The sequence below is a fragment of the Embleya sp. NPDC050493 genome, assembly GCF_044458105.1.
Lineage (GTDB): Bacteria > Actinomycetota > Actinomycetes > Streptomycetales > Streptomycetaceae > Embleya.
In genome coordinates this window covers 293614-314169 of the sequence record NZ_JBITHP010000007.1, presented here as the reverse complement: position 1 = coordinate 314169, position 20556 = coordinate 293614, and the positions used below count along the sequence as shown (strand labels likewise).

The window sequence follows — 20556 nt, the reverse complement described above, 5'->3', positions numbered from 1 at the left end:
CCTTGGCCCTCCCGACACCGCACGGAGACCCGCATGGACGACCTGACCACCCTCGCGACCCGCCTGGTCGACGGATCGATCCAGGTGATCGACCTGACCTCGCCGCTGCACCAGGGCACCCCGATCCTCGCCCTGCCGCCCGAATTCGGCCAGACAGCCCATTTCGAACTGGAGGAGATCAGCCGGTACGACAGCCGCGGCCCGGCCTGGTACTGGAACAACTTCCGCACCGGCGAGCACACCGGAACCCACTTCGACGCGCCGATCCACTGGGTCAGCGGACGACACCTCGACGACGTGTCGCAGGTGCCGGCGCAGCGGCTCGTCGGCCCCGCCGTCGTCATCGACAAGACCGTCGAGGTCGCCGCCGACACCGACTACCTGCTCGACGTCGCGGACATCCGCACCTGGGAATCGGAGCACGGCACGCTGCCCGACCGTGGGTGGCTGATCTACCGCACCGGCTGGGCCGCACGCGGCGACGACCCGACGGACTTCGCCAACGCCGACGACAACGGCCCGCACACGCCCGGACTGACCCCGGACGCCGCCCGCTACCTCGCCGACAGCGCCATCCTGGGCATGGGCGTGGAGACCGTGGGCACCGACGCCGGCCGCGCGTTCGCCTTCGACCCGCCCTTCCCGTGCCACGACTTCTTCCTGGGCGCCGACAAGTACGGCCTCACCCAGTTGCGCAACGTGGACCGACTGCCGGTCACCGGCGCGGTCCTCATCGCCGCGCCCCTGCCGATCGTCGACGGGTCGGGCAGCCCATGCCGCGTGCTGGCGCTGGTCGCCCACAGCGGGTCGGGGCGGCGGTAAGTGTCGGCTGTCGTGTCGCGCTCAGTGGGTCGCCGTGGCGGCTAGGCTAGTGTCCTGAGTCAGTAATTCGCCGGCAGTAGGTGGCGAGGGATTCGAGGATCTGGTCGGCGGTCTTGGTCCAGACGAAGGGTTTCGGGTCGTCGTTCCAACCGGCGATCCAGGTTCGGATGTCCTTCTCCAGGGCCTGGACGGATCGATGGACTCCGCGGCGTATGCGCTTGGTCGTGAGTTCGGCGAACCAACGCTCGACGAGGTTCAGCCAGGACGATCCGGTCGGTGTGACGTGCAGGTGGAATCGCGGGTGGGCGAGGAGCCAGTTCCTCACCGCCGGTGTCTTGTGGGTGGCGTGGTTGTCGCAGACGAGGTGGACGTCGAGGTCTGCGGAGATCTCCTTGTCGAGCCTGTTCAGGAATCGGCGGAACTCCACGGCGCGATGGCGTCGGTGGAGGGAGCCGATGACCTTGCCCGTGGTCGTGTCGAGCGCGGCGAACAGGGTGGTGGTGCCCGAGCGCACGTAGTCGTGGCTGCGGCGCTCGGGCACCCCGGGCATCATCGGCAGGACCGGCTGGGATCGGTCCAGGGCCTGGATCTGCGACTTCTCGTCGACGCAGAGCACCAACGCCCGTTCGGGCGGGTCGAGATACAGCCCGACCACGTCGTGGACCTTGTCGACGAAGAACGGGTCGGTCGAGAGCTTGAACGCCTCGGAGCGGTGCGGCTGCAGCCCGAACGCCCGCCAGACACGCGAGACCGTCGACTGGGACAGCCCGTGCGGGCGGCCATCGATCGCGTCGACCAGAGGGGGGCGTTCGCCGGCTTCGTCTCCAGGGTCCGCGCGATCAGGTCGGCGACCTGCTCGTCGCGGACCGTGCGGGGACGGCCCGGGCGGGGCTCCCGCAGTACCCCTCGTCCGGGAATTCCTCGCATCCACCGCCTGACCCACCGGCAAGACGGCCGGGGCGGAATGTGCAAGGACACCGCCGTGGTGCGGTAGACGTCGACCCGCGGCGAGCCGGCGCGGCCCTGCATGCCTATTTGTGTCGGTCCGGGGTCGGCGCCGAATGCTCCCTGCCGGTCCGTGACCCATTCCCCCGGTGAAGGCCCTCGCAGCCGTCGACAACGAGCAACGGTCCGGGCGGTTCGCCGGGGGCGGCGAGGCGCCGGATGCCGTGGGTGCCATCGGCGTCGGAGGGGACTCGATCGCGAGGTCGTCCTCTTCGGCTCCGGCGCCGAGCCCGCCGGCCGCCCGAGGAGCCGACCGCGTCGATCCGCCGGTCCGGGGCCGCGAAGGGAATGGTTGCCGGCGTCCCGCCCGGGATCGGATCGGATCGAGTGGATCTGTTTCGATCGCGGTCGGGCGCGGCAAGGCATGGTGTGGTGGAGCACATTCTCGTTCCCGTGCGGGTGGGGCGTGATCGAGATCAGGGGGCCGGTATGGACGCGCGGGATCGATCGTGGGGCGACGGGGCGGGGGGACACGCCCGAGATCAACGTGCACGTGGCGCATTCGGCGCGGATGTACGACTACTACCTGGGCGGGAAGACGAACTTCGACGCGGATCGGGCGGCGGCGGCGAACGCGCTGCGGGCGTTCCCCTCGTTGTTCACCACCGCCCGGGAGAATCGCGGGTTTCTCCTGCGGGTGGTGGGCGAGTTGGCGCGGCGCGGGGTGCGGCAGTTCCTCGACATCGGCACGGGCATCCCCATCGAGGGCCGCAACACGCACGACGCGGCGCAGGCGGCGGCGCCGGAGTCGCGGGTGGTGTACGTGGACAACGATCCGATCGTGTTGGCGCATGCCCGGGCGTTGTTGAGGGGGATCCGCGGGGTGCGACCGCCTATATACAGGCGGATGTGCGTGAGCCGGAGAGTATTCCGGCGCATCCGGCGTTGCTGTCGACGTTGGACTTCACGCGGCCGATCGCGGTGTTGTTGATAGCGATCATGCATTTCGTGCCCGACGAGCAGGATCCTCACGGTGTCGTGGCGCGGTTGACCGGGCCGTTGCCCGCGGGGAGTTTCCTGGCGTTGTCGCACGTGACCCATGATTTCGATCCGGTGGGCTGGGCGAAACTGGTGTCCGGACCTGCTCGCGCCAGTACTGGGCGTCGCGCCACTCGTCCAGGCCGCGGTGGAGCAGGCACAGGCATGTCGCCGCGGTGTAACTGCCGCCGCCGGCGGCGGCGAACTGCCACCGGAACTGCGCGGCGTCCACCCGGCCGGCGATGTGCAGGAGGCAGCCGTAGACGAGCGCGCCCTCGGGGTCGATGCGGCGGGTGTCCACCAGCCGGGACAGGCTCGCGGCGGCACCGCGCCGGTTCAGGACCAGGACGGCGGTCACCCCCAACTCGTGGGCGGCCTGCTCGTGTTCGCTGCGCGCCCACGACGGCACCGGGGTCCCCGGGGCGGTCGCGACGATGCGGTCGATCATCCGCTCCGCCGGCGAACCGTGCCCTCGGCCCTCGCCGCTCGCGGCAGCCGGATATCCGGGCGCAGGCCGCCGTTCGGCGGGCCCGGGCCCGCACGCGACGACCGAACCGATCGAACGTTCGTCGCGCAGCAAGCACCTTGGGGATCAAAGCGATGGTGGCCCGCCCGGGTGTTGTTCGGCTTGACGTCCAACCTCGCATGCCCAAGCGTGGGCCTCATGGGATGGGGAGCTTGGCAGCAGCGGGCATACGACAGGGCAGCGACCGAACTGTCCCGGGCCGAACCGGATATCGAGGACGTACGCATCAGCGAATGCGATCTGCCCGCACTACCGGACGAGCTGTGGCGCTTGCGGCGGTTGCGCCGCCTCGCCGTCCATGCCGACCACCTCCACGAGATTCCCGCCGAGATCGCGCGCCTGACACGGCTGGAGAGTTTGGTGATCTCCGCACCGATCACCGCCCTGCCGCCGGAGATCGGGCTCCTCGCGCAGCTGCGCGAGCTGAACATCACCAGCGACGAACTCGCGGAACTGCCCGCCGCGATCGGCGAACTCCGTCGCCTGGAAGCCCTGTACTCCTGGTCCGCGCCGCTCAAGGCCATCCCGGCGGAGCTCGGCCGACTGGTGTCCCTCCGCAGCCTGGTGCTGAACGGCAATGCGGTGGAAACCGGCGGAATCCCGGCAGCGCTGTGGGAGCTTCGCGAGCTGCGCGAACTCGACATGCAGCACTGTGACGTCGGCGAACTCCCGGAAGGCATCGGGAATCTCCGCGCGTTGCGCCGTCTCGACCTCGGCAACGGCATCCTCAGCGACGACGACGGACTCCGGACCGCACCACCCGCCGACCTGTGGGACCTGACCGCCCTGGAAACACTGATCCTCCCGATGAACGGCCTCACCGACATCCCGCCCTCCATCGGGCGCATGACCCGCCTCCGTCACCTGGACCTCGGCGCATGCGACGTACGCGACCTGCCGCCGGAGACCGCCCACCTCGCCAACCTGGAGCACCTCGACCTCAGCTGGACCCTGGTGCGCACCGTGGACCCGACCGTACGCGCCCTCCCACGCCTACGGGAACTCCGCTTGAGCCGGCGCGACAGGGACGATCCCACCCCGCCCCCGCCCGCGACAACAGCACCGAAAGACCCTCCACCGCAGGCGCGATGAGCCCGGCAGCGCAGCGCCCGGGGCCGGCGCGCGCTCCACAGCCGGGCACGCCACGGACGGCCGTCCGCACCAACCACCGGACCAGGCGAGCACTGCCTGGGCTGCGCGGTCTTCGACCTATTCCGAACGAATCGCACCAAGGACGGGCGCCCCGCTCGTCGACCACGCGCCGTGCCACCAACCGAATCCCCTCCGGCAAAGGGCGTGACCCGACGGCCGGACGCAGGTGAGCGGGCGTCGGACCGCGCAGCGTCGACCACGGGGGAAGCCGGCACCAAAGGCCCGCCCGCCCCAGCCACGGATGGCGACACGTGGGCGAGGGCACTGCTCGACAAGAGGGCAGAACGCGTCCCACCCGCGGGGCATACTCGCGTGGCCGGAGCGGGCCAGGACGGCGGCGCCCAGGATGGTGGTGACGCGGACCCGCGCGCCCAGTGACGGGTGGATCTCGGGGATCGGGCGGTCGGTGGGGGTGACGTGGAACTCGCCGTTGGTGTGGTGGGTTTCGGCGCCGGTGTGGCGCGGGATCGCGGCGCACACGTGGGTGTGGATGATGGCGGGGGCGTTGCGCAGGATGGTGGGTCCGTCGCAGGCGAGGGCGGCGGCGTACAGGTGGAGGGCGATGTTCTTGCTCCCCTGGATGGTGGCGGTGCCGGTGAGGGGTGTGCCGCCGGTGATCCGCAGGACGTCCGGCGTCCCGGCGTGAGCGAGATCGGCCGGGAGCCGGGCCTGTGCGGTTCGGCGATCCTCGCCGATGGGAGCCTGGTGATCCCCGACACCCTCACCGACCCGGTCGCCCGCTCCAACGGCCTGGTCACCGGCCCGATGGCGGTCCGCTTCTACGCCGCGGCCCGATCATCACGCACGACGGGCACCGGCTGGGCACTGTCAACATAACGCGGCGGTGGGTCGGTTCGGGAGGTTTTCGCCCCGGACGTCGCCGAGCAGGCGGTCGGTTGCCACGGGGCGCCCCGCGTGTACGAGCAGGTCGGCGAGAAGCGTTGCCTACCGGAAGCGGCGCAGGTCGCCGACGGGCTGACTGCCCAGGTGGTCGGGCAGCGGTTCGGTGTCACTGCGCTTGACACGCGCCGCAGGCAGGCGTCCGGGACGCGGGAGCCGGCGCGGGCCCGGGGGTCTGCGCGGGTGTGCGCCAGGCGAACCAGTGCGGGAACGCGGCGGCGAGCTCGGGTTCACCGTCGATCCGGACGCGCCCGGCTTCGCGGGCGGCCTGCAATGTGGTGGTTCCCGCCACGACCCGGTGCATCTCCGCCCAGTCGGCGCTCACCCACACGTCCACCTCGTACCCGGGGTGCACGCGGCACGCACTGACATCCTCCCCGGGTGACAGGACGAGCCACGCACGCTCATCCGGTTCACCCGCAAGTCGCAGCGCGAACTCCACGACGACGCGCCGCCCGGGGAGCGCCTCGGTGCGCACGTACTGCCGCAAGCGCCACACCAGCCAACCGCTGTCGAGTTGTTCGCGCTCGGGGTCGCCGAAGGCCCAGCGCCGCGCCCAGTCGCCGAGTTGCCAGACGAGTGGTTCGAGTGCCGTGCCGGCAGGGGTCAGCCGATATGTGGGACGTCCGTCAGGGTCGAGGGTCCGCGTGATCAGGCCGTGGGCCCGCATGCGCCGCATGCGCGCGGACAGCAGACTCCGGCTGATGCCGGGCAGCCCCCGGTGGATGTCGTTGAACCGCTCCGACCCGAGCAGCAGTTCGCGCAGCACGAGGAGGGTCCAGCGGTCGCCGACCGCCTCGACTCCGGCCGTCACCGGGCAGTATTCGATTCCGCGCCGCATCGTCCGCGGTCACCTCCTCCGCCGGCTCGGTCGGGGGCCGGCCCGTTTGCGCGCCGGTCCATTTTTTGTACCGCCCCGCACGGGCCGAGCATACGACGCTTGATCTGTGAGCATTTCGTCAACCACCTCGACCTGGGCGGCGGGCGACTACCCCGCGATGGCCCGCCGACTCGTCCCGGCCGCCGAACGGGCCGTCGCCGCAGCCGTGCCCGGACCCGGCACCACCGTCCTGGACGTCGGCTGCGGAACCGGAAACGCGGCACTCGCCGCCGCCCGCACCGGCGCGGAAGTCACCGCCGCCGATCCGACGCCCCGACTCCTGGCGACAGCCGAACGGCGGGCACGCGACGAAGGCCTTCCCATGGCCTTCCAGCACGCCGACACCGACCGCGTCACCGGCACGTACGACCGCGTGCTGACGGTCTTCGGAGCCATGTACGCGCCGGACCACGCCGCGGCCGCCGCGGCCCTTGTCCGCCACTGCGCGCCGGGCGGGCGGATCGTGTCCGCGGCGTGGACACCGGACGGCCTCATGGCCGCCGCGAATCGGGCGATCGGCGCCTACCTGCCGCCTCCGCCCGTCACCGCACAGCCGCCGGTGCGCTGGGGCGACGAGGCTTACGTGCGCGGGTTGTTCGCGGGCCACGATGTGGAGGCGACCGTGGAGCACGTCGGCTTCGCGTTCGAATCACCGTTGGACGCGGCCGATTTCTGGGTACGCACCGCCGGGCACGTGCAGGCCGAACGCGACCGCCTCGAGGCCGACGGGGCGTGGCTCGCCTTGCACCACGACCTCGCGGCCGTGTTCACCGAGTGGAACCGCGCCGAGGGGTCCGGCGGCGCGGTGCACGTCGAATCGGCCTATCTCCTCGCGGTGATCCGCCCCGTCCCCGCGTGACCGATGCCGAGACGCTCTGGTGGGGCGGCTGTGCGTGGGACTCGTTCGCGATCCCGCACCTGCTCGACACGAGCCCGATGTCCTGGTTGCCACGCGCTGCCCGGCATGCGGCACACCACACGCATGGGGCGTCGGCAGGGAGGCTCCTCCCGCCGGCGACCAACGGGCCCATTTCCTCACCCCTGTCGAGCCGATATGGGACGACGTCGTGCATACGTGCGCCAACCAGCGTCTGTTCTGCTCGACCGACTGCATCGACACGTGGCTCAAGGACACCGGTCGGCCGCCCGGGTACGTCATGGAGTTGGCGACACTGTGGGAACTCGCCCGCGGCTGGTACGCCGACCGCATGAGTCCCGGATACACCCGGCGCGAACCGGCTTCGGCGGCGGCCTACTTCGCGCAGGTCGGACTCCGCGGGCGCTTCTGGGGCCTCCGCGAATGAACACCGGCCTCAACGGGCGTCAGGCCGCCGGTGTCCTCACCCGCGCGGTTCGCACGCGGCGTCGGCGATCACGGCGGTCACCATGCCGCGGACGGCATCGGCCTGCGGCGCAGTGCCCGTTCGGTCGGCGAACAGCAGGTGCCCGGCTCCGATCAGCGTGGGAGCGAGAGTGTCGATGTCGGCGTCGGAGGCGATGCGGCCCCGTTCGCGCTCGGCGGCGAGGTAGCAGGCGATCATGACCGTCGCCTCCTTCAGGACCGGTACGCCGGTCGGCTGGGCCTGGCGCAGTCGAGCGCGCAGACCGTCCCGCGAGGTGAGCGCGACGATCGCGACGGCCACCGACCCGAGGAGTTCCGTCGGCGCGTCGGTGAGGTCGGCGACGTCGCCCGTCCCGACTCGGTCGCGCTGCGCGGCGGCCTGCTCCTCGACGCGGGCGACGCGGGCGAGTACGAGTTCGGCGAGGAACGCGTCGAAGTCCGCGAAATGCCGGTGCAGGACGCCTTTGGCGCAGCCCGCCTCCGTGGTGACCGCCCGGCTGGTCAGCGCATTCGGCCCGTCGCGGAGCAGGATGCTTTCGGCAGGGCCGAACAGTTGCTCGCGCGCGTTGCGAATCGACGCGCGGTGCCCGGGACGGGCGGTGACGTCCTCCCCACCCGCCCGGGATCCCGTTGACGGCGGCAACTTAGCCTGAGCGGTTGGCGATTGACAGATGCTATTCGGGCGTGAGCGCGCTCCGGCCGGGGGACGGAACCCCGGAGGGGAACAACCGGTTCCAGGCACTACGGAAGGAACGGAGAACCGACACCACCGAGGGTCACGTCGACAACGGGCAGGGCCCGAATCACGTTGCTGCGGCGCCCCGATCGGAGTGTGGGGCGGACCGAGCCTTGGCGTTCGGTGGGTACCGGGGTACCGGCACCCTGATCCCGCATCGTCCCGCGGCCGGACAGCCGCCAGGGCGGCCGCCTTGTTCGCTCCGGGTGCGCTGATCTCCAGCAGGCCGGTGCCGCCCTCGACGTCGCCACCGGCCGCCATCTCCGCGTTCCTGGCCGCTGCGGCCAGCCGTGAGCAGATCCGCTCGGTCCGGGCCGCATTGCACCGCGGCCGCCCGCCGGCTCGAGGCCGATCTCAAGGCCGCGGAGAAACTGCGCCGACGACGCTTCGAGGCCTCGACCCCCGCAGCCCCACCCCGCCCTCTCGTCTCCCCGACCTCCGCACAGGCCGAAGAGGAACTGGGAGCTGCGGCTCAGGCGGACCGCCGTGCGCCGGCTCGTCCCGATTTCGTTCCGCACGGCCCGGCGCCCGATACCTGGGCCGTCACGGCCTCTTCCAGGCGTTGGGGCTGCCGGGTGAGCCGCCCGCGCGCCCCATCGAGTTCGACACCCTCCCGAAGGACGCCCTCGCCGAGGAGTTCCGGGTCCTGGTCTGCGACGAGGCACAGTGGATGCGGACCGTCTGCGGAACGACAGCGGGAAGCGGTGGTACAGCCACACACGGGCAGACGTCCGGGCGTACTCGCCCACTTGCCGCAACCCTGCGGTTCACGTCTGGGCACGGTCGGGGGGCCGCTGCCGGTATCCACGGGGCCCGGCCCCCGGCGCGGGCCCCGTCGTCGCGCGGATCACCAGCTCGGGGTCGAAGAGAAGCTCCCCCGTCGGGACGTCCCGGTTGCTGACCAGAGCCAGAACACTGCGGCCCACCTCGAGTGCCAGTCGGTCTCCCGGCTGGCGCACCGTGGTCAGCGGCGGATCCACGAATTCCGTGATCATCGATCCGTCGTAGCCGACGACCGAGATGTCGTCGGGCACCGAGCCGCCCTGCCGGCGGATCCCGCGGATCGCGCCGAGCGCCATGTAGTCGCTGGCGGCGACAATGGCTGTAACCCCCTGTTGGAGCAAGACATTCGCAGCCGCCTGACCGCCCTCCAGGGTGTAGGACTGGCGGCTGACCCAACGCTCCGGCTCCTCGACTCCGCGTTTGGCCATGGCTTCGATGAAGCCACGCACGCGCCGGTCCGCCGGACGGTTTCCCTTCGGCCCTGAAGCCATGCCGATGGTCCGATGACCCAGCTGGTACAGATGGTCGACGGCCAGCTCCGCGGCCAGCGCGTCGTCGGTGGAGAAGACGGGTACGGGCACGCCGTCGGCGAACTCTCCATTGATCCCGACATAAGGGATATGCCGGGCCCTGAGGATTTCGTAGGTTTCCGGGTCCGCTCCCTCCACGGTGTTCGATGCGGAGAGGAAGACGACGGCCGCGATGCCCTTGTCGACGATCGAGGTGATGAACTCGCGCTCCTGGACACCACCGGGGAAGGACGGGCAGATCACGGTCTTGAGGCCATGCGGGGCGAGCGCGGACTCGATGCGTTCGGCGACGTCGGCGAAGAAGGGGTTGGACACGTGCTCGGTGACCACGGCCACCAGTTGGCCCTGCACCGGGCGCTCGTAGCCCAGCTCGGCCATTGCGCGCTCGACCGCTTCCCTCGTCTTTCGCGCGACCCCCTGCCGACGGTTGATGACCCGGCTGACGGTTGCCTCGCTTACGCCCGCGCGCGCTGCGATCTCGACGATGCCGACTTTCATGTACTTCCTTTTTCCAGGTGGTTGATCGTGCCGTTCAGGTGCTGCTCCGAAATCGGACCAGTCCCATGCTCGGAACCGGCAGCCTGTGCAGACCGGGCAGGAGAGAGATCCTGGACTGTCTGGTCATGCGACCGGTGGGAGCGTGCACCTCGATGTCCACTGTCGCTCCGCCGTCCCGCACGTCCAGAACTACATTGTCTGTGGATGTCGCATTGACCAGTACGGTCTCCGGGAAGACGGTGGGCCGAAGGGGGACGGTCCGCTCGCTGTACACGCTGAGCACGCACCGGCCGTCTGCCACGGCTTCGACCAGCGAGTACAGGTCGTCGGGACGGCCGGGTTCGACGATCCCGTCGAGCAGCTGCGGCCGCAGACGCTGCCACTCGGCCAGCCAGAAGCGCGTGGTCTCGAGCTGCTCCTGCGTCAGCGTGTCGAGTCTGACGGAGATCTGGGGGACTGAGTGCAGCGTACCGATGAGCTGCCGCGCCGCCGCCTCGGCCGACGCCGAGGTGTCCCACAGCAGCATGTCGGAGTGGACCGCTCCTCCCACGGCCAGCAGCGAGGTGTCGATGGTGCGCACCCGGTTGGCTGTCGCGTCGGCGGGGCAGTCGATGGATCTCAGCATGTTCCCGAAGGCCGCCATGCCGGGGCCGACATACGGCTGACGGAGTTCGAGCAGCACGTCGGGGCGTACGGCTTCCAGCGCGGATCGCAGCTCGGTGAGCAGTTCGGTGAGCGCGTGCCCGATGTCACCGCGGCCGTCACCGGCATAGACCATGGCTTCGTCCAGGAAGTCGACCTTGAGGCCGTCCAGGCCGTAGTCGTTCACCAGGGACACGCACATCCGGACGACGTGGGCGCGTACTTCCGGTCGGCGCGGGTCGAGCACCTGAGCTCCGGGCACCCCGGCAGCGGCCGGCGCGAAAGCCGCCCACTCCTTGTAGCACGTCGCGAGGGGACCGAGGAGAAACGGGGCAATCCATGCCATGTATCGCATTCCCCCCTCGCGGACGCGCTTCACGTGCCCGGCGAAGTCGGGAAACTTTTCGGGGTCGGGAACCCAGTCGCCGCACCCCGCATACCCTCGGCCGCTTCCCAAGCTCTGCCAGCCGTCGTCGAGGATGAGGACGCCGCAGCCCAGGCCCGCAGCCAGATCCGCCTGTCTTTCTACCGCGACCGCGTTCACCTGCTGGTTGAAGGCGTACCAGGTGGAGTAGACGGGGACGCGCGCGGACTCCGGGACGGGCATGGCCGGCACTTCGGCCGCAAACCAGTTACGCAGCAGCCGCATTGCGGCGGCGACCGACTCGGCACGCGGTACGAAGAGCAGTTGACGGGCAGCGGGTGCCGCCGGCAGGTTCAGATGCACGACGTAGGTGTCCTGCTCCTCGGACACCCCGAAGCGCAGGGTCACTTCCGGCACCGGGTCGGCCGCGGCGAATGTGAGCATGGTCGCGCCGGCGTAGTCGTAGAGGCACCCGGCGGCGAGCCCGTCGACGAGGCTGACACTGGCCCGGCCTTCCCAGTCCGCCACCAGCGTCCTGTTCCAGTCGGCCTGGGGGTGCCAGTAGCCGGCCGCGTCACCCAGCGGGACGGACAGCCGGATCGTGACCGGCCTCCCCGGCGCGTCGACGCTCAACATCTTCAGCCCGCCGGGAAGTTCGGACAGGGTCCATGCCATCTCGGTGCCGGAGGCCAGGACGGCGACGTGCACGGTGTCGAGAAGTGGGTGATATGACGTCTGGACCAGCTCGGCGGTGGTGACGGCTTCGTGGGACAGGATGCTCACGTTCACTCCTTGACGGCCCCGGCGAGCAGGCCGGAGACAAAGTGGCGCTGGAGGGCCAGGAAGACGATGACCATGGGGATGGAGGCGACGGCTGTCCCGGTGAAAAGTGCTCCGTAGTCGGTGTCATCCACGCCCTGCAGCGAGGCGAGCGCCACGGGGATGGTGAAGGAGGTGTTGTCTCGCAGCACGATCAGCGGCCATACGAAGTCGTTCCACTGGTACAGGAACAGGAAGATCCCCAGTGCCGCGAGCGCCGGTTTCATGGGAGGCAGGACCACCTTGCAGAAGAGCCGGAACTCTCCGCAGCCGTCCATCCGGCCCGCATCCAGCAACTCGTCGGGGAGGGCCGCCATCGACTGGCGCATGAGGAAGATCCCGAAGGGCAGTGCGAGGTTGGGCATGATGACGGCCTGGTAGGTGTCGAGCCACTGCAGCTCGGCCATCATCTTGAACAACGGCACCAGTGTGACCTGAGTGGGGATGACGAGTCCCAGCATGAGCACACCGAACAGCGCATCACGTCCCTTGAAGCGGTACTTGGCGAATGCGTAGCCGGCCAGCGTGCAGACCGCTCCGGCGCAGACAGTGTAAATGGCGGCGATCAGAGCCGAGTTGAACACGACCCTGCCGAAGGATGCCGTCTCCTGGAGGCTCGCGAGGTTGTCTCCCAGGTACCCGCCGGGCAGCAGCGGCGGCGGCGAGCCGAAGATGTCGTCGGAGCTGTGCGTGGCGGCGATGGCGAGCCAGTAGAACGGGATGGCGACGGCCGCGAGAGCGATGGCGAGGCCGGACGTCAGCAGGATGCTGTTGCGGCGCCGGCGTGCAGGAGCGAGGCGGCTGAACCCTGTCGAACGGCTCTTCATGCTCTGTCTCCCAGGACACGGAATTGGATCAGCCCGAGGACTCCGATCAGAACCGCCAAGGCGTAGGCGATGGCCGAGGCATAGCCGAAGTCGAAGTACATGAAGGCGTTTTGGTACAGGTACACACCGATGGTGAGCGTCGCGTTGTCCGGACCGCCCTGTGTCAGGATGTAGGGCTCGTCGAAGATCTGCAGGGTGCCGATGGTGGAAAGCACCGTGGACAGCAGGATCGCCGGCCGCAGGCCGGGCAGTGTCACGTGACGAAACGTCCCCCAGGCTCCCGCACCGTCGACTGCGGCGGCGTCGTAGAGCTCCGAGGGAATCGTCTGAAGTCTCGCCAGCAGAATGACGGCGTTGTATCCGGTGTAGTGCCAGGTGAGCACCAGACCGAGCGAGATCTTCGCCCAGAGCGGGTCGGTCAGCCAGGGCACCTCGCCGATCCCGACGAGCCCGAGAAGCCAGTTGATCAGACCGTACTTCTCATTGAGGAGCACGGAGAAGATGACTCCGTAGGCCACCAGGCCGGTGACCATCGGGAGGAAGAAGCCGAGGCGGAAGACCGAACGTGCCCGCAGAGTCGCAGAGTTGAAGGCGAGGGCGAGTCCCGTGGCCAAGGCCAGCATGAGGGGAACCTGGATCACCAGGATGACGCAGGTGTTCTCCAGCGCGGTCCAAAAGAGCGAATCACGCAGGAGCCGTCGGTAGTTGTCGGCTCCGACGAAGGTGTCGACGCCCCCGACGCTCTTGTGCAGGCTGAGGACGAAGGACCAGCCGATGGGATAGAGCTTGAAGGCCGCGAAGAGGAGCACTGCAGGCAGGACGAACCCGTACGGTGCGACGCGACGCGCGGTCAGCCGCGGTGACCGCGGGCTCTGCGTACTCCGCCGGGTCTGAGCCGGTTCCTGCGGGGGGCGCGGCTGTGCGCCGACGGTGGTCGTCACAGGACCTTGCGTCCCGTCTGCTCCGCCAGCTGCTCGGCGGCCTTCTGCAGTGCCGAGGCAGGATCGGCTCCCTTGAGGAGGACCTTCGTCTGGGCGTCGGCGACGACCTTGAGCGCACGGGCGTAGTCGGCGCTGTAGTTGAAAGCGGGCGCGGGAGTCTTGAGAGCCTCCAGGAAGATCTCTCCCTTCTTCTGGCCGCTGAAGAACTGCGACGGTGTATGGAAGACGACGTCGTCATAGGCCCTCATCAGGGCGGGGGCGATGCCCTTCCCCTTGTAGATCTGGACCTGCGACTCCGGCCGGGTGAGAACGAACTCGACGAACTTCCAGGCCGCGGCCTGATGCTTGCTGCTTCCTGCGATGGCGAGGTGTGTGGAGTTCACCGTCGTGGCGTTCGTGCCTCCGCGGGTGACGGCAGGCGGTAGACGTACGCCCCATTTTCCGGCCTCCGCGGGAACCGTCTCCTCGATGATGCCGCCGAACCAGGTCGGCCACGGCAGGACCGCCGCCGTGCCCTTCTTGATCGAGCTGATCAGGGCGTTCCACCCGCCGGAGAGGTCGCTCACCAGTCCCGCGTCATTGAGTTCCTTGATGATCGTCATGGCCTTCACGGCCGCGGGCGAGGTGAGAGTGATGTCGCCGCCGAGGTTGAAGTAGAAGGCCCCCTGCAGCTGGAGCAGCATCTGGAAGAAGTTCGCGGCGTCCGGCTGAGAGGCGGGCTTGTCGATGCCGAGCAGGTACTTGCCGGTCTTCTGCTTGATCTTCTTTCCCGCTTCGAGCGCGTCGTCCCAGGTTTCCAGGGCGGCGGCGTCCACCCCCGACTCCTCGAAGACGTCGGCACGGTAATAGAACCCGGCCGAGTTGGCCTCCCACGGCAGGGCGCTGACCCGGTCGCCCTTGGGGGCCACCGTCTGCCACATGCCCTGCGCGAAGGAGTCCTTGTAGTTGGCGGCGCCGAGCTTGCCGAGGTCCGCGAGACCGTCCGGGAACTTCTCGACGTACCCGGGAAGGTAGTCGACGCCGATGTGGAGCACATCGGCGAGACCCGCGCCGCCGGCCGCCATGGCCGTGGTGATCTTGTTCCAGATGGCCGGGTTGCCGATGTCCTGGACGTTGACCTTGATGTCCGGGTACCGCTTGTTGAAGTCGGGGACGAGGGCTTTGAGTTCTGCGGCCGGGCCCTGCCAACTCCAGACCGTTATGCCACCCTTCTCACCGTCCCCGGCGGACCCGGAACCGGCCCCGGCGGTGCCTGTGCCGGAGCACGCGGTGAGGCCGGTCAGGCCGACACCTGCGGCCAGAGCCCCACCGATTCCGAGGACCTTGCGACGACTGACGTTCATGACCGGACCACCTTTGTTCGCGAAATCCCGCCCGTGTCTGACAGACCGGGAAGCTAGCAACCAGCCATCCTGCTTGCAAGATTCCATTGAAAAATTTCTGTCTTATCCGTCAACTGAGGTGTGCAAGAGTCTTGCGAGCGGCCGGAGATCGTGGCTAGCGTCGAGCTGCCCCCACCCATCAATCCAGCCTGGAGCCGCCATGAGACCCTCCCGACCTGCGCGCCTCGCATTGACTGCCGCACTCGCGACGCTCGCGCCCCTCGCTCCCCTGCCCCTCGGCGACTCGGCTGCCACTGCGGCACCGCGACTCCTCACCGTGACGAATCCCGGCTTCGAACAGGACGCCACCGGCTGGAACTTCACCTCCGGCACTGGTGTCGCCACCAACCGCCCGCACGGCGGCGCAAAGCTGATCTACCTCGACGCGGGGGCGGGCAGGAAGGTCTCCCAGACGAAGACGGTGTCCGCCACGGGTTCCTATGACTTCTCGGCCTGGATCGCCGCGGGCGGAACGGGCGGGACGTTCGTCGTACGCGTCAACGGAAGCCCGGCCGGGGCGGTGGCCCTGCCCAGCCGCTCCGGCTACGCGCGGTACACGGTAAGCCGGGTGGCACTCAGATCCGGTGACACACTGGAGATCGCCTTCGAGTCCGGCGACGGGTGGATCAACGCCGACGACGTCATGGTCTCGCCGGCAGCCCCCGCCGACCCGGTCGTCACCTCGTCCAACCCGAAGATCGTCGAGATCTTCGACTGGTCGAAGCACAAGGCGAACAGCTGGGTCCAGCTGAACGGCACCGAGGGCAGGCTCAACGTCGACGAGGGCAACCCCTCCGGCACCGGGTCGGGTGTCTATGGCCCCTCGTACTGGGCCGGATACTCGCACCGCAGCGGCTACTACTCACGCGACATGGTCCACCAGGTGGCCGGCGCCGCCGTCCTCGGACTGAACCGCGAGAACAAGACGATGCTGCGTTCCTTCGCCGCCTCCGCGACGGCCGAGCACAAGTACTTCCCCATATGGGCGTTCAACTTCGACGCCAAGACCTACCTGTCGATCGACTACAAGAGCCCGACCAACTACGTCCGGGAGGTCCCCGCGGCGTTCGAACTGGTGGAGAAGGCCGACAAGGCATACCGCTGGAGCGGTGACTGCGCGTACATCGACGACGCGGCGTTCTGGAACTTCTACCGGCACGCCACCGATGAATTCATCAACCTGCACGACGGCGCGAAGCCGAACAACGTCGCCGAGGGCACCGGGCACGGCATCTTCGCCGGCTCGGCCAGCTACAACGAAGCCGACGACGAGCACCTCGCGGAGGCGGGCGACGCGATCAGCTCCCAATACCAGGCCTACCTCGCCATGTCGGCACTCGCCACCGACAAGGGAGACAAGGAACTCGCCACCCGGTACAGCCGGAAGGCCGCCGATCTGAAGTCGTACTTCAACTCGACCTGGAGCGGCGACGGTTCGGGCAGCCAGATGGTTCGGGGGTACACCGTCGACGGCCAGGCGCTCACCGGCTGGGGCAAGGAGAACAGCTGGTTCATGCCCATGAAGCAGATCATCGCTCCGGGCGCACGCAACAGCGCCTATCTCGACTTCATCGACCAGCAGGCCGGCGGCAGCGGCGCCCCGAACAACATCGAGGCCATCACCTATCTGCCCGACACATTCTTCGCCCATGAGCGGAACGACACCGCCTGGAAGTGGATGCAGCACGTCTACGACCGGCGGAACGAACAGCACCCTGTCGGCAAGCAGGGCACCAACGGCGACTACCCCGAGGTGTCGTACACCTTGGTGAGCCAGACGGTGGAGGGCCTCATGGGCGTCGCCCCCAATGCTCCCGGCCGTGCTCTGACCACGCAGTCCCGCCTGCCGACCGGCACCGACTGGCTTCAGATCAAGGACATGCACGTCGGCCGGAACACCTTCGCCCTACGCCATGACGGCGCCACGAAGTCGACGCTCACAAACAGCACAGGTCCCGACAAGTACACCTGGGAAGCGCGGTTCCCTGGTGACCACGACACCATCGAGGTGAACGGCAAGTCGCACAAGGCCGACACGAAAGTGGTGAACGGTGTGACCTATGCCTACGTCACCGTGACCATCGCTCCCGGAGCGACTGCGACCGCCAAGGTCCGCTGATGCCCTGCCGATCACGGTGACGACCGGCCTCGCCCGGTGAACAGCCGGCCGAAGGGCGTTGTCCGCACGGAAGTACGGCTTCGGGTGGAAGGCATGGGAGCCGGCCGGCACCATGGCCGCCGCCGGCGCCCCCGGGTGATCGCCGATGGCGGCTACCCGGGGGAGGCCCGCCGGTCGCGGCGGGCGGGCGATGCCGTCACCGCGGCGGTCGCCGAGCCCGAGCGCGTCCTGAGCCCAAGCGCGCCCGGGAGACGGGTGGGGCCCTGGCCGAAGCCGTTGAGGCCGGCGATCGATTCGTGCGGGGTGCCCTTGTTCCCCAGGCCGAAGAAGTCGCGGTGGATGGCCAGGATGCCGTTGGCGACAGCGAACTCGGTCGACTGCTTGGTGAACCCGGTGGTCGTCACGAAGACCGCGACGTCGGCCCCGAAGTGCGCCTTCGCGCCCAACAGATCACGCATCTCTCGCGGCGGGATCCGGCTCTTGGTGGTGTAGCGCTTGCACTGGATCACCGCTGTGCGGCAGTCGGGGAAGCGGCACAACGTCCGCTCCGTTGTCGCCGGCGCCGCCGACCCGGCGTACCTCGGTGAACCCGTCCCGGCGGCACAGCCCGGCGACCGGTTCCTCGAACTGCGCGCCGGTCATCGCATCGACCTCGTCGAGCGTCCGCAGACCGACGGCGACCGCGTCCATCTGTCGCCGGCGCCGGTCCTCCGCCCGGACCCGCCGATGCGTGCGGCTCAGCACCCAAGCGCCGAAAGCCGCGCCACCGAACACCAGACCACCAACCCGTACAGCACACCGGCCATGTCGGTTCCCCCAACCGTCGAGCCGCTGCGAACCAGTGTGCTCACCCGACCGGGCCGTCGGCAGCGTTTCGCCCAATCCGACACCGGTCGACTCCACCGCGGCCCGGCGACCGCCGGAGCGGGCGGGCGCGCTCTCGGGGTTGGAGTCGCCGGTGTGTCACGTGAGTTCCCGACCGGTCGGTCCCGTGGGGCGAACCGTTCCGGGAAACGATCACGTCGTTCTGCCCACGAACGGCGAGTGGGAGTGGTTCGACGGCCTGCACAAGGACTTCCCCTTCGTCCGCAAGATGTGGCACCGCTACCGTTTGGACGAGAAGCTGTCGGCAGCGGGCGGTCTGGTCGAGCTGGAAGGAGACGGCGAGCTGGCCCTCGCCCGGGATGCCGGCGTAGCAGCCGTAGCGTCTGCGTTGGTCCTCGGGAAGCCGGTGGGCACACGCCAGGTCGACCGACCGCCCGGGCGCGGGCCCCGAGAAGCTGGGGCAGGCGCGAGAGGTCACCGCGGTGTGGCACCCCCGCTGGGCGGACTCGTTTCCCTCTGTGCGCTTCCGTGCGCCCGACTGTGCTCTTCTGCGCCCTGCCGTTCGGGGAACCGGCCCTCGATCATGGGTCGACCGAGCGATCGGCAGCGGACGGCAGGTACGGTGCACCATGGGAGTGATCCCCGGCCCGAGCCTCTACTACGGCCACGTCCTGCACTTCGACAAGCCCGAACCGCCCCCGGTCGAGATCCCACCGTGGTGCGGGAAATGCGACGGCCCGGCCCCCGGCCCGCGTCGTCACGGTACGGCATCACCGGCCTGCCGTCGGCGGGTTCACCCGGCCATCGCACGTCCGCCGTTACGTCCCGTGAGGGGCGGCACGGGCCGCCCCTCGATCGTGTGGCCGGCGTCGGCGGTGACGGCTGCTGGGCGGCCCTCGTCGTAATCGACGAGCCTGCAGTCGGAAGGATCCGAACCGGGGCGCCGCGTCGGCGGCCTGCCTCACCGCGCACCGCGGCGAGCGGCACGGAAAAGCGGACCGGTGGCAACACCGGCACCGCGCTGTATGCCGAATCACCGCCCCCGGGCAAACCCGTCTCGCCACACCCACAACATCGGCCCGGCACCCGCCCACACCGAAATTCCCCACACCCCGGTCGTCGACATTCGCCCGGATTTCCCCTGGCGGCTGGGGCCGGCCTTCTCGGAGTTACACGGCAGGGCGATCCGGTGCGAGCGGCTCCAGAATGGTTTCCAGGTTCTTTCGGGCGATCTGCTTGCGGAACTCCCCTTCATAAGAGGTGTCACCGGCGTTGTGCATTACCTCGGTCATCCAGACGGCGGATGCCTGCCGCTCCCAAGTGTGATCCAGGCAGGTTTCGGAGTAGCTGTCGAGCAGGCTGGAATCGTGCTTCTCGACCCGGTGGACGACCGCGCGGGTGAACACCTCGGCGTCGTGGAGGGCCAGACTCATCCCTTGCGCGCTCATCGGGGAGATGAGGTGGGCCGCGTCCCCGAGAAGGTAGAGCCTGCCATGACTCATGGGGCTGAACACCACACCGCGAAGAGGCACGACCTGCTTGCTCGTCACCGGGCCCCTGGACGCCACAGGCCCACCGAAGCGGGTTTCCAATTCGCTCCAGATGCGCTCGTCCGGCCATTGTTCGACGGTGTCGGTGAGCGGGCACTGCAGGTAGAGGCGACTCGCAGCCGGGCCGCGAGTGATTTGTGCGGCGAAGCCGCGCGAGTGCACCGCCAGCACGGCCGGCGGATCCGCCGGTGCTTCCGTCATGACGCTCAGCCAGGCGTAACCGAACTCATGGGTGGAGCAGGTGAGGACGTCGGCGGGGACGGCCGTCCTGCTGACGCCGCGGTAGCCGTCGCTGCCGGCGACGAAGTCACAGCCGAGGACCTTCGTCGAGCCGGCGGCGTCGCGGTAGCGGACCCGGGGACGCGCGGTGTCGATGTCGTGCAGCGAAACGTCTCCGGCCTCGAAGCGAAGATCGCCGCCGTCTCGGAGGAAGACGCTGATGAGGTTTCGGACGATTACCTGCTGGGGGCAGAACGCACCGTCGACGTCGTCCTCGTCGTCCCCGCCGATGTTCCACTGCCGCATCTCTCCGTCGATCAGCAGCGGCATGCCCGAATCCGAGGAACCGTGGCTGTGGTGTTCGACAACCTCTCCCAGCCCCCACTCGTGCAACAGTCGCACCCCGTCGGCGTCGAGAGCGCCGGCCCTTTGCCGCTGTTCGACGTATTCGCGACTGTGCTTTTCCAGGACGATGCAACCGATGCCCTTGCGCAACAGGAAATTGCCGAGAGCCAGTCCGGCGACCCCGCCCCCGACGATGACGACGGATGTGTCCTTGCCGCTTTCAACCATGTGTTTGCGAGCTCCCTGCAAAAGGCGTGAACAATTGCGCCGGCCGGGTGGTGCGGCGCGCCGACCACCACACTGGACCCGACGGGGGAGCACACCAACCGGCGAATGTGCGCCGGATGCCGAAAAGTCGCCAACCTGGGGTC

17 protein-coding genes and 2 pseudogenes are annotated in these 20556 nt (G+C 69.1%); 7 read left to right on the top strand and 12 right to left on the bottom strand.

What is annotated here, in order from left to right; all coding sequences use genetic code 11:
* Positions 1–33 precede the first annotated feature (33 nt).
* Positions 34–822: a cyclase family protein gene (locus ACIBM5_RS17280; protein WP_396007621.1), complete on the top strand. Its 789-nt coding sequence runs from the start codon at positions 34–36 to the stop codon at positions 820–822.
* A gap of 46 nt (positions 823–868) precedes the next feature.
* On the opposite strand, the pseudogene ACIBM5_RS17275 reads toward ACIBM5_RS17280, so the two are convergent.
* Positions 869–1761 (bottom strand): annotated as a pseudogene (locus ACIBM5_RS17275) (IS630 family transposase); the annotation flags it as partial.
* A gap of 88 nt (positions 1762–1849) precedes the next feature.
* Between ACIBM5_RS17275 and ACIBM5_RS17270 the strand changes: the two are divergent.
* Positions 1850–2832 (top strand): annotated as a pseudogene (locus tag ACIBM5_RS17270) (SAM-dependent methyltransferase); the annotation flags it as partial.
* Here ACIBM5_RS17270 and ACIBM5_RS17265 read toward each other — a convergent pair.
* Entirely contained in the window at positions 2765–3253 is a 489-nt protein-coding gene (locus ACIBM5_RS17265) for a hypothetical protein (RefSeq protein WP_396007620.1), read from the bottom strand. The pseudogene ACIBM5_RS17270 and the gene ACIBM5_RS17265 sit on opposite strands and share 68 nt — an antisense overlap.
* A gap of 216 nt (positions 3254–3469) precedes the next feature.
* On the opposite strand from ACIBM5_RS17265, the gene ACIBM5_RS17260 reads away from it, so the two are divergent.
* Positions 3470–4423, top strand: a complete 954-nt coding sequence (locus tag ACIBM5_RS17260) for a leucine-rich repeat domain-containing protein (protein WP_396007619.1) — start codon at positions 3470–3472, stop codon at positions 4421–4423.
* A gap of 702 nt (positions 4424–5125) precedes the next feature.
* A complete protein-coding gene (locus tag ACIBM5_RS17255; RefSeq protein WP_396007618.1) occupies positions 5126–5320 on the top strand; it encodes a hypothetical protein in 195 nt (64 codons plus the stop codon).
* 172 nt (positions 5321–5492) lie between these two features.
* Here the strand turns inward: ACIBM5_RS17255 and ACIBM5_RS17250 are convergent, their stop codons facing one another.
* On the bottom strand, positions 5493–6224 hold the full coding sequence (locus tag ACIBM5_RS17250; RefSeq protein WP_396007617.1) for a winged helix-turn-helix transcriptional regulator: 732 nt from the start codon (positions 6222–6224) through the stop codon (positions 5493–5495).
* Positions 6225–6330: 106 nt separating this feature from the next.
* On the opposite strand from ACIBM5_RS17250, the gene ACIBM5_RS17245 reads away from it, so the two are divergent.
* On the top strand, positions 6331–7122 hold the full coding sequence (locus tag ACIBM5_RS17245; RefSeq protein ID WP_396007616.1) for a class I SAM-dependent methyltransferase: 792 nt from the start codon (positions 6331–6333) through the stop codon (positions 7120–7122).
* A 19-nt stretch (positions 7123–7141) separates the two neighbouring features.
* A complete protein-coding gene (gene merB / locus ACIBM5_RS17240; RefSeq protein ID WP_396007615.1) occupies positions 7142–7567 on the top strand; it encodes an organomercurial lyase in 426 nt (141 codons plus the stop codon).
* A 36-nt stretch (positions 7568–7603) separates the two neighbouring features.
* On the opposite strand, the gene ACIBM5_RS17235 is transcribed toward merB, so the two are convergent.
* From ACIBM5_RS17235 to ACIBM5_RS17210, 6 genes are all read right to left on the bottom strand, one after another.
* The gene (locus ACIBM5_RS17235; RefSeq protein ID WP_396007681.1) at positions 7604–8179 is read right to left on the bottom strand and encodes a TetR/AcrR family transcriptional regulator; all 576 of its coding nucleotides are present in this window, start codon (positions 8177–8179) and stop codon (positions 7604–7606) included.
* Positions 8180–9108: 929 nt separating this feature from the next.
* Complete coding sequence (locus tag ACIBM5_RS17230) at positions 9109–10152, bottom strand: LacI family DNA-binding transcriptional regulator (protein ID WP_396007614.1); 1044 nt, start codon at positions 10150–10152, stop codon at positions 9109–9111.
* A gap of 34 nt (positions 10153–10186) precedes the next feature.
* Positions 10187–11941, bottom strand: coding sequence for a glycoside hydrolase family 36 protein (locus tag ACIBM5_RS17225; RefSeq protein WP_396007613.1), 1755 nt, complete (start codon positions 11939–11941; stop codon positions 10187–10189).
* A 2-nt stretch (positions 11942–11943) separates the two neighbouring features.
* Entirely contained in the window at positions 11944–12804 is an 861-nt protein-coding gene (locus ACIBM5_RS17220; protein ID WP_396007612.1) for a carbohydrate ABC transporter permease, read from the bottom strand.
* Complete coding sequence (locus ACIBM5_RS17215) at positions 12801–13613, bottom strand: carbohydrate ABC transporter permease (RefSeq protein WP_396007611.1); 813 nt, start codon at positions 13611–13613, stop codon at positions 12801–12803. The genes ACIBM5_RS17220 and ACIBM5_RS17215 overlap by 4 nt, the downstream gene beginning before the upstream one ends.
* Before the next feature lie 128 nt (positions 13614–13741).
* The gene (locus tag ACIBM5_RS17210; RefSeq protein WP_396007610.1) at positions 13742–15088 is read right to left on the bottom strand and encodes an ABC transporter substrate-binding protein; all 1347 of its coding nucleotides are present in this window, start codon (positions 15086–15088) and stop codon (positions 13742–13744) included.
* A gap of 316 nt (positions 15089–15404) precedes the next feature.
* On the opposite strand from ACIBM5_RS17210, the gene ACIBM5_RS17205 reads away from it, so the two are divergent.
* On the top strand, positions 15405–17246 hold the full coding sequence (locus tag ACIBM5_RS17205) for a hypothetical protein (protein WP_396007609.1): 1842 nt from the start codon (positions 15405–15407) through the stop codon (positions 17244–17246).
* A 152-nt stretch (positions 17247–17398) separates the two neighbouring features.
* Here ACIBM5_RS17205 and ACIBM5_RS17200 read toward each other — a convergent pair whose 3' ends face one another.
* The 3 genes from ACIBM5_RS17200 to ACIBM5_RS17190 all read right to left on the bottom strand — a co-directional run bounded on the left by ACIBM5_RS17200 (position 17399) and on the right by ACIBM5_RS17190 (position 20413).
* Positions 17399–17785 (bottom strand): restriction endonuclease, encoded by a 387-nt coding sequence (locus ACIBM5_RS17200; protein WP_396007608.1) that lies wholly within the window; start codon positions 17783–17785, stop codon positions 17399–17401.
* Positions 17697–17888, bottom strand: coding sequence for a restriction endonuclease (locus ACIBM5_RS17195; RefSeq protein ID WP_396007680.1), 192 nt, complete (start codon positions 17886–17888; stop codon positions 17697–17699). Before ACIBM5_RS17195 ends, ACIBM5_RS17200 begins: the two co-directional genes overlap by 89 nt.
* Before the next feature lie 1352 nt (positions 17889–19240).
* Positions 19241–20413 carry a 4-hydroxybenzoate 3-monooxygenase gene (locus ACIBM5_RS17190; RefSeq protein WP_396007607.1) on the bottom strand — a complete coding sequence of 391 codons (1173 nt, stop codon included), beginning with the start codon at positions 20411–20413 and terminating at the stop codon, positions 19241–19243.
* Between the last annotated feature and the right edge of the window lie 143 nt (positions 20414–20556).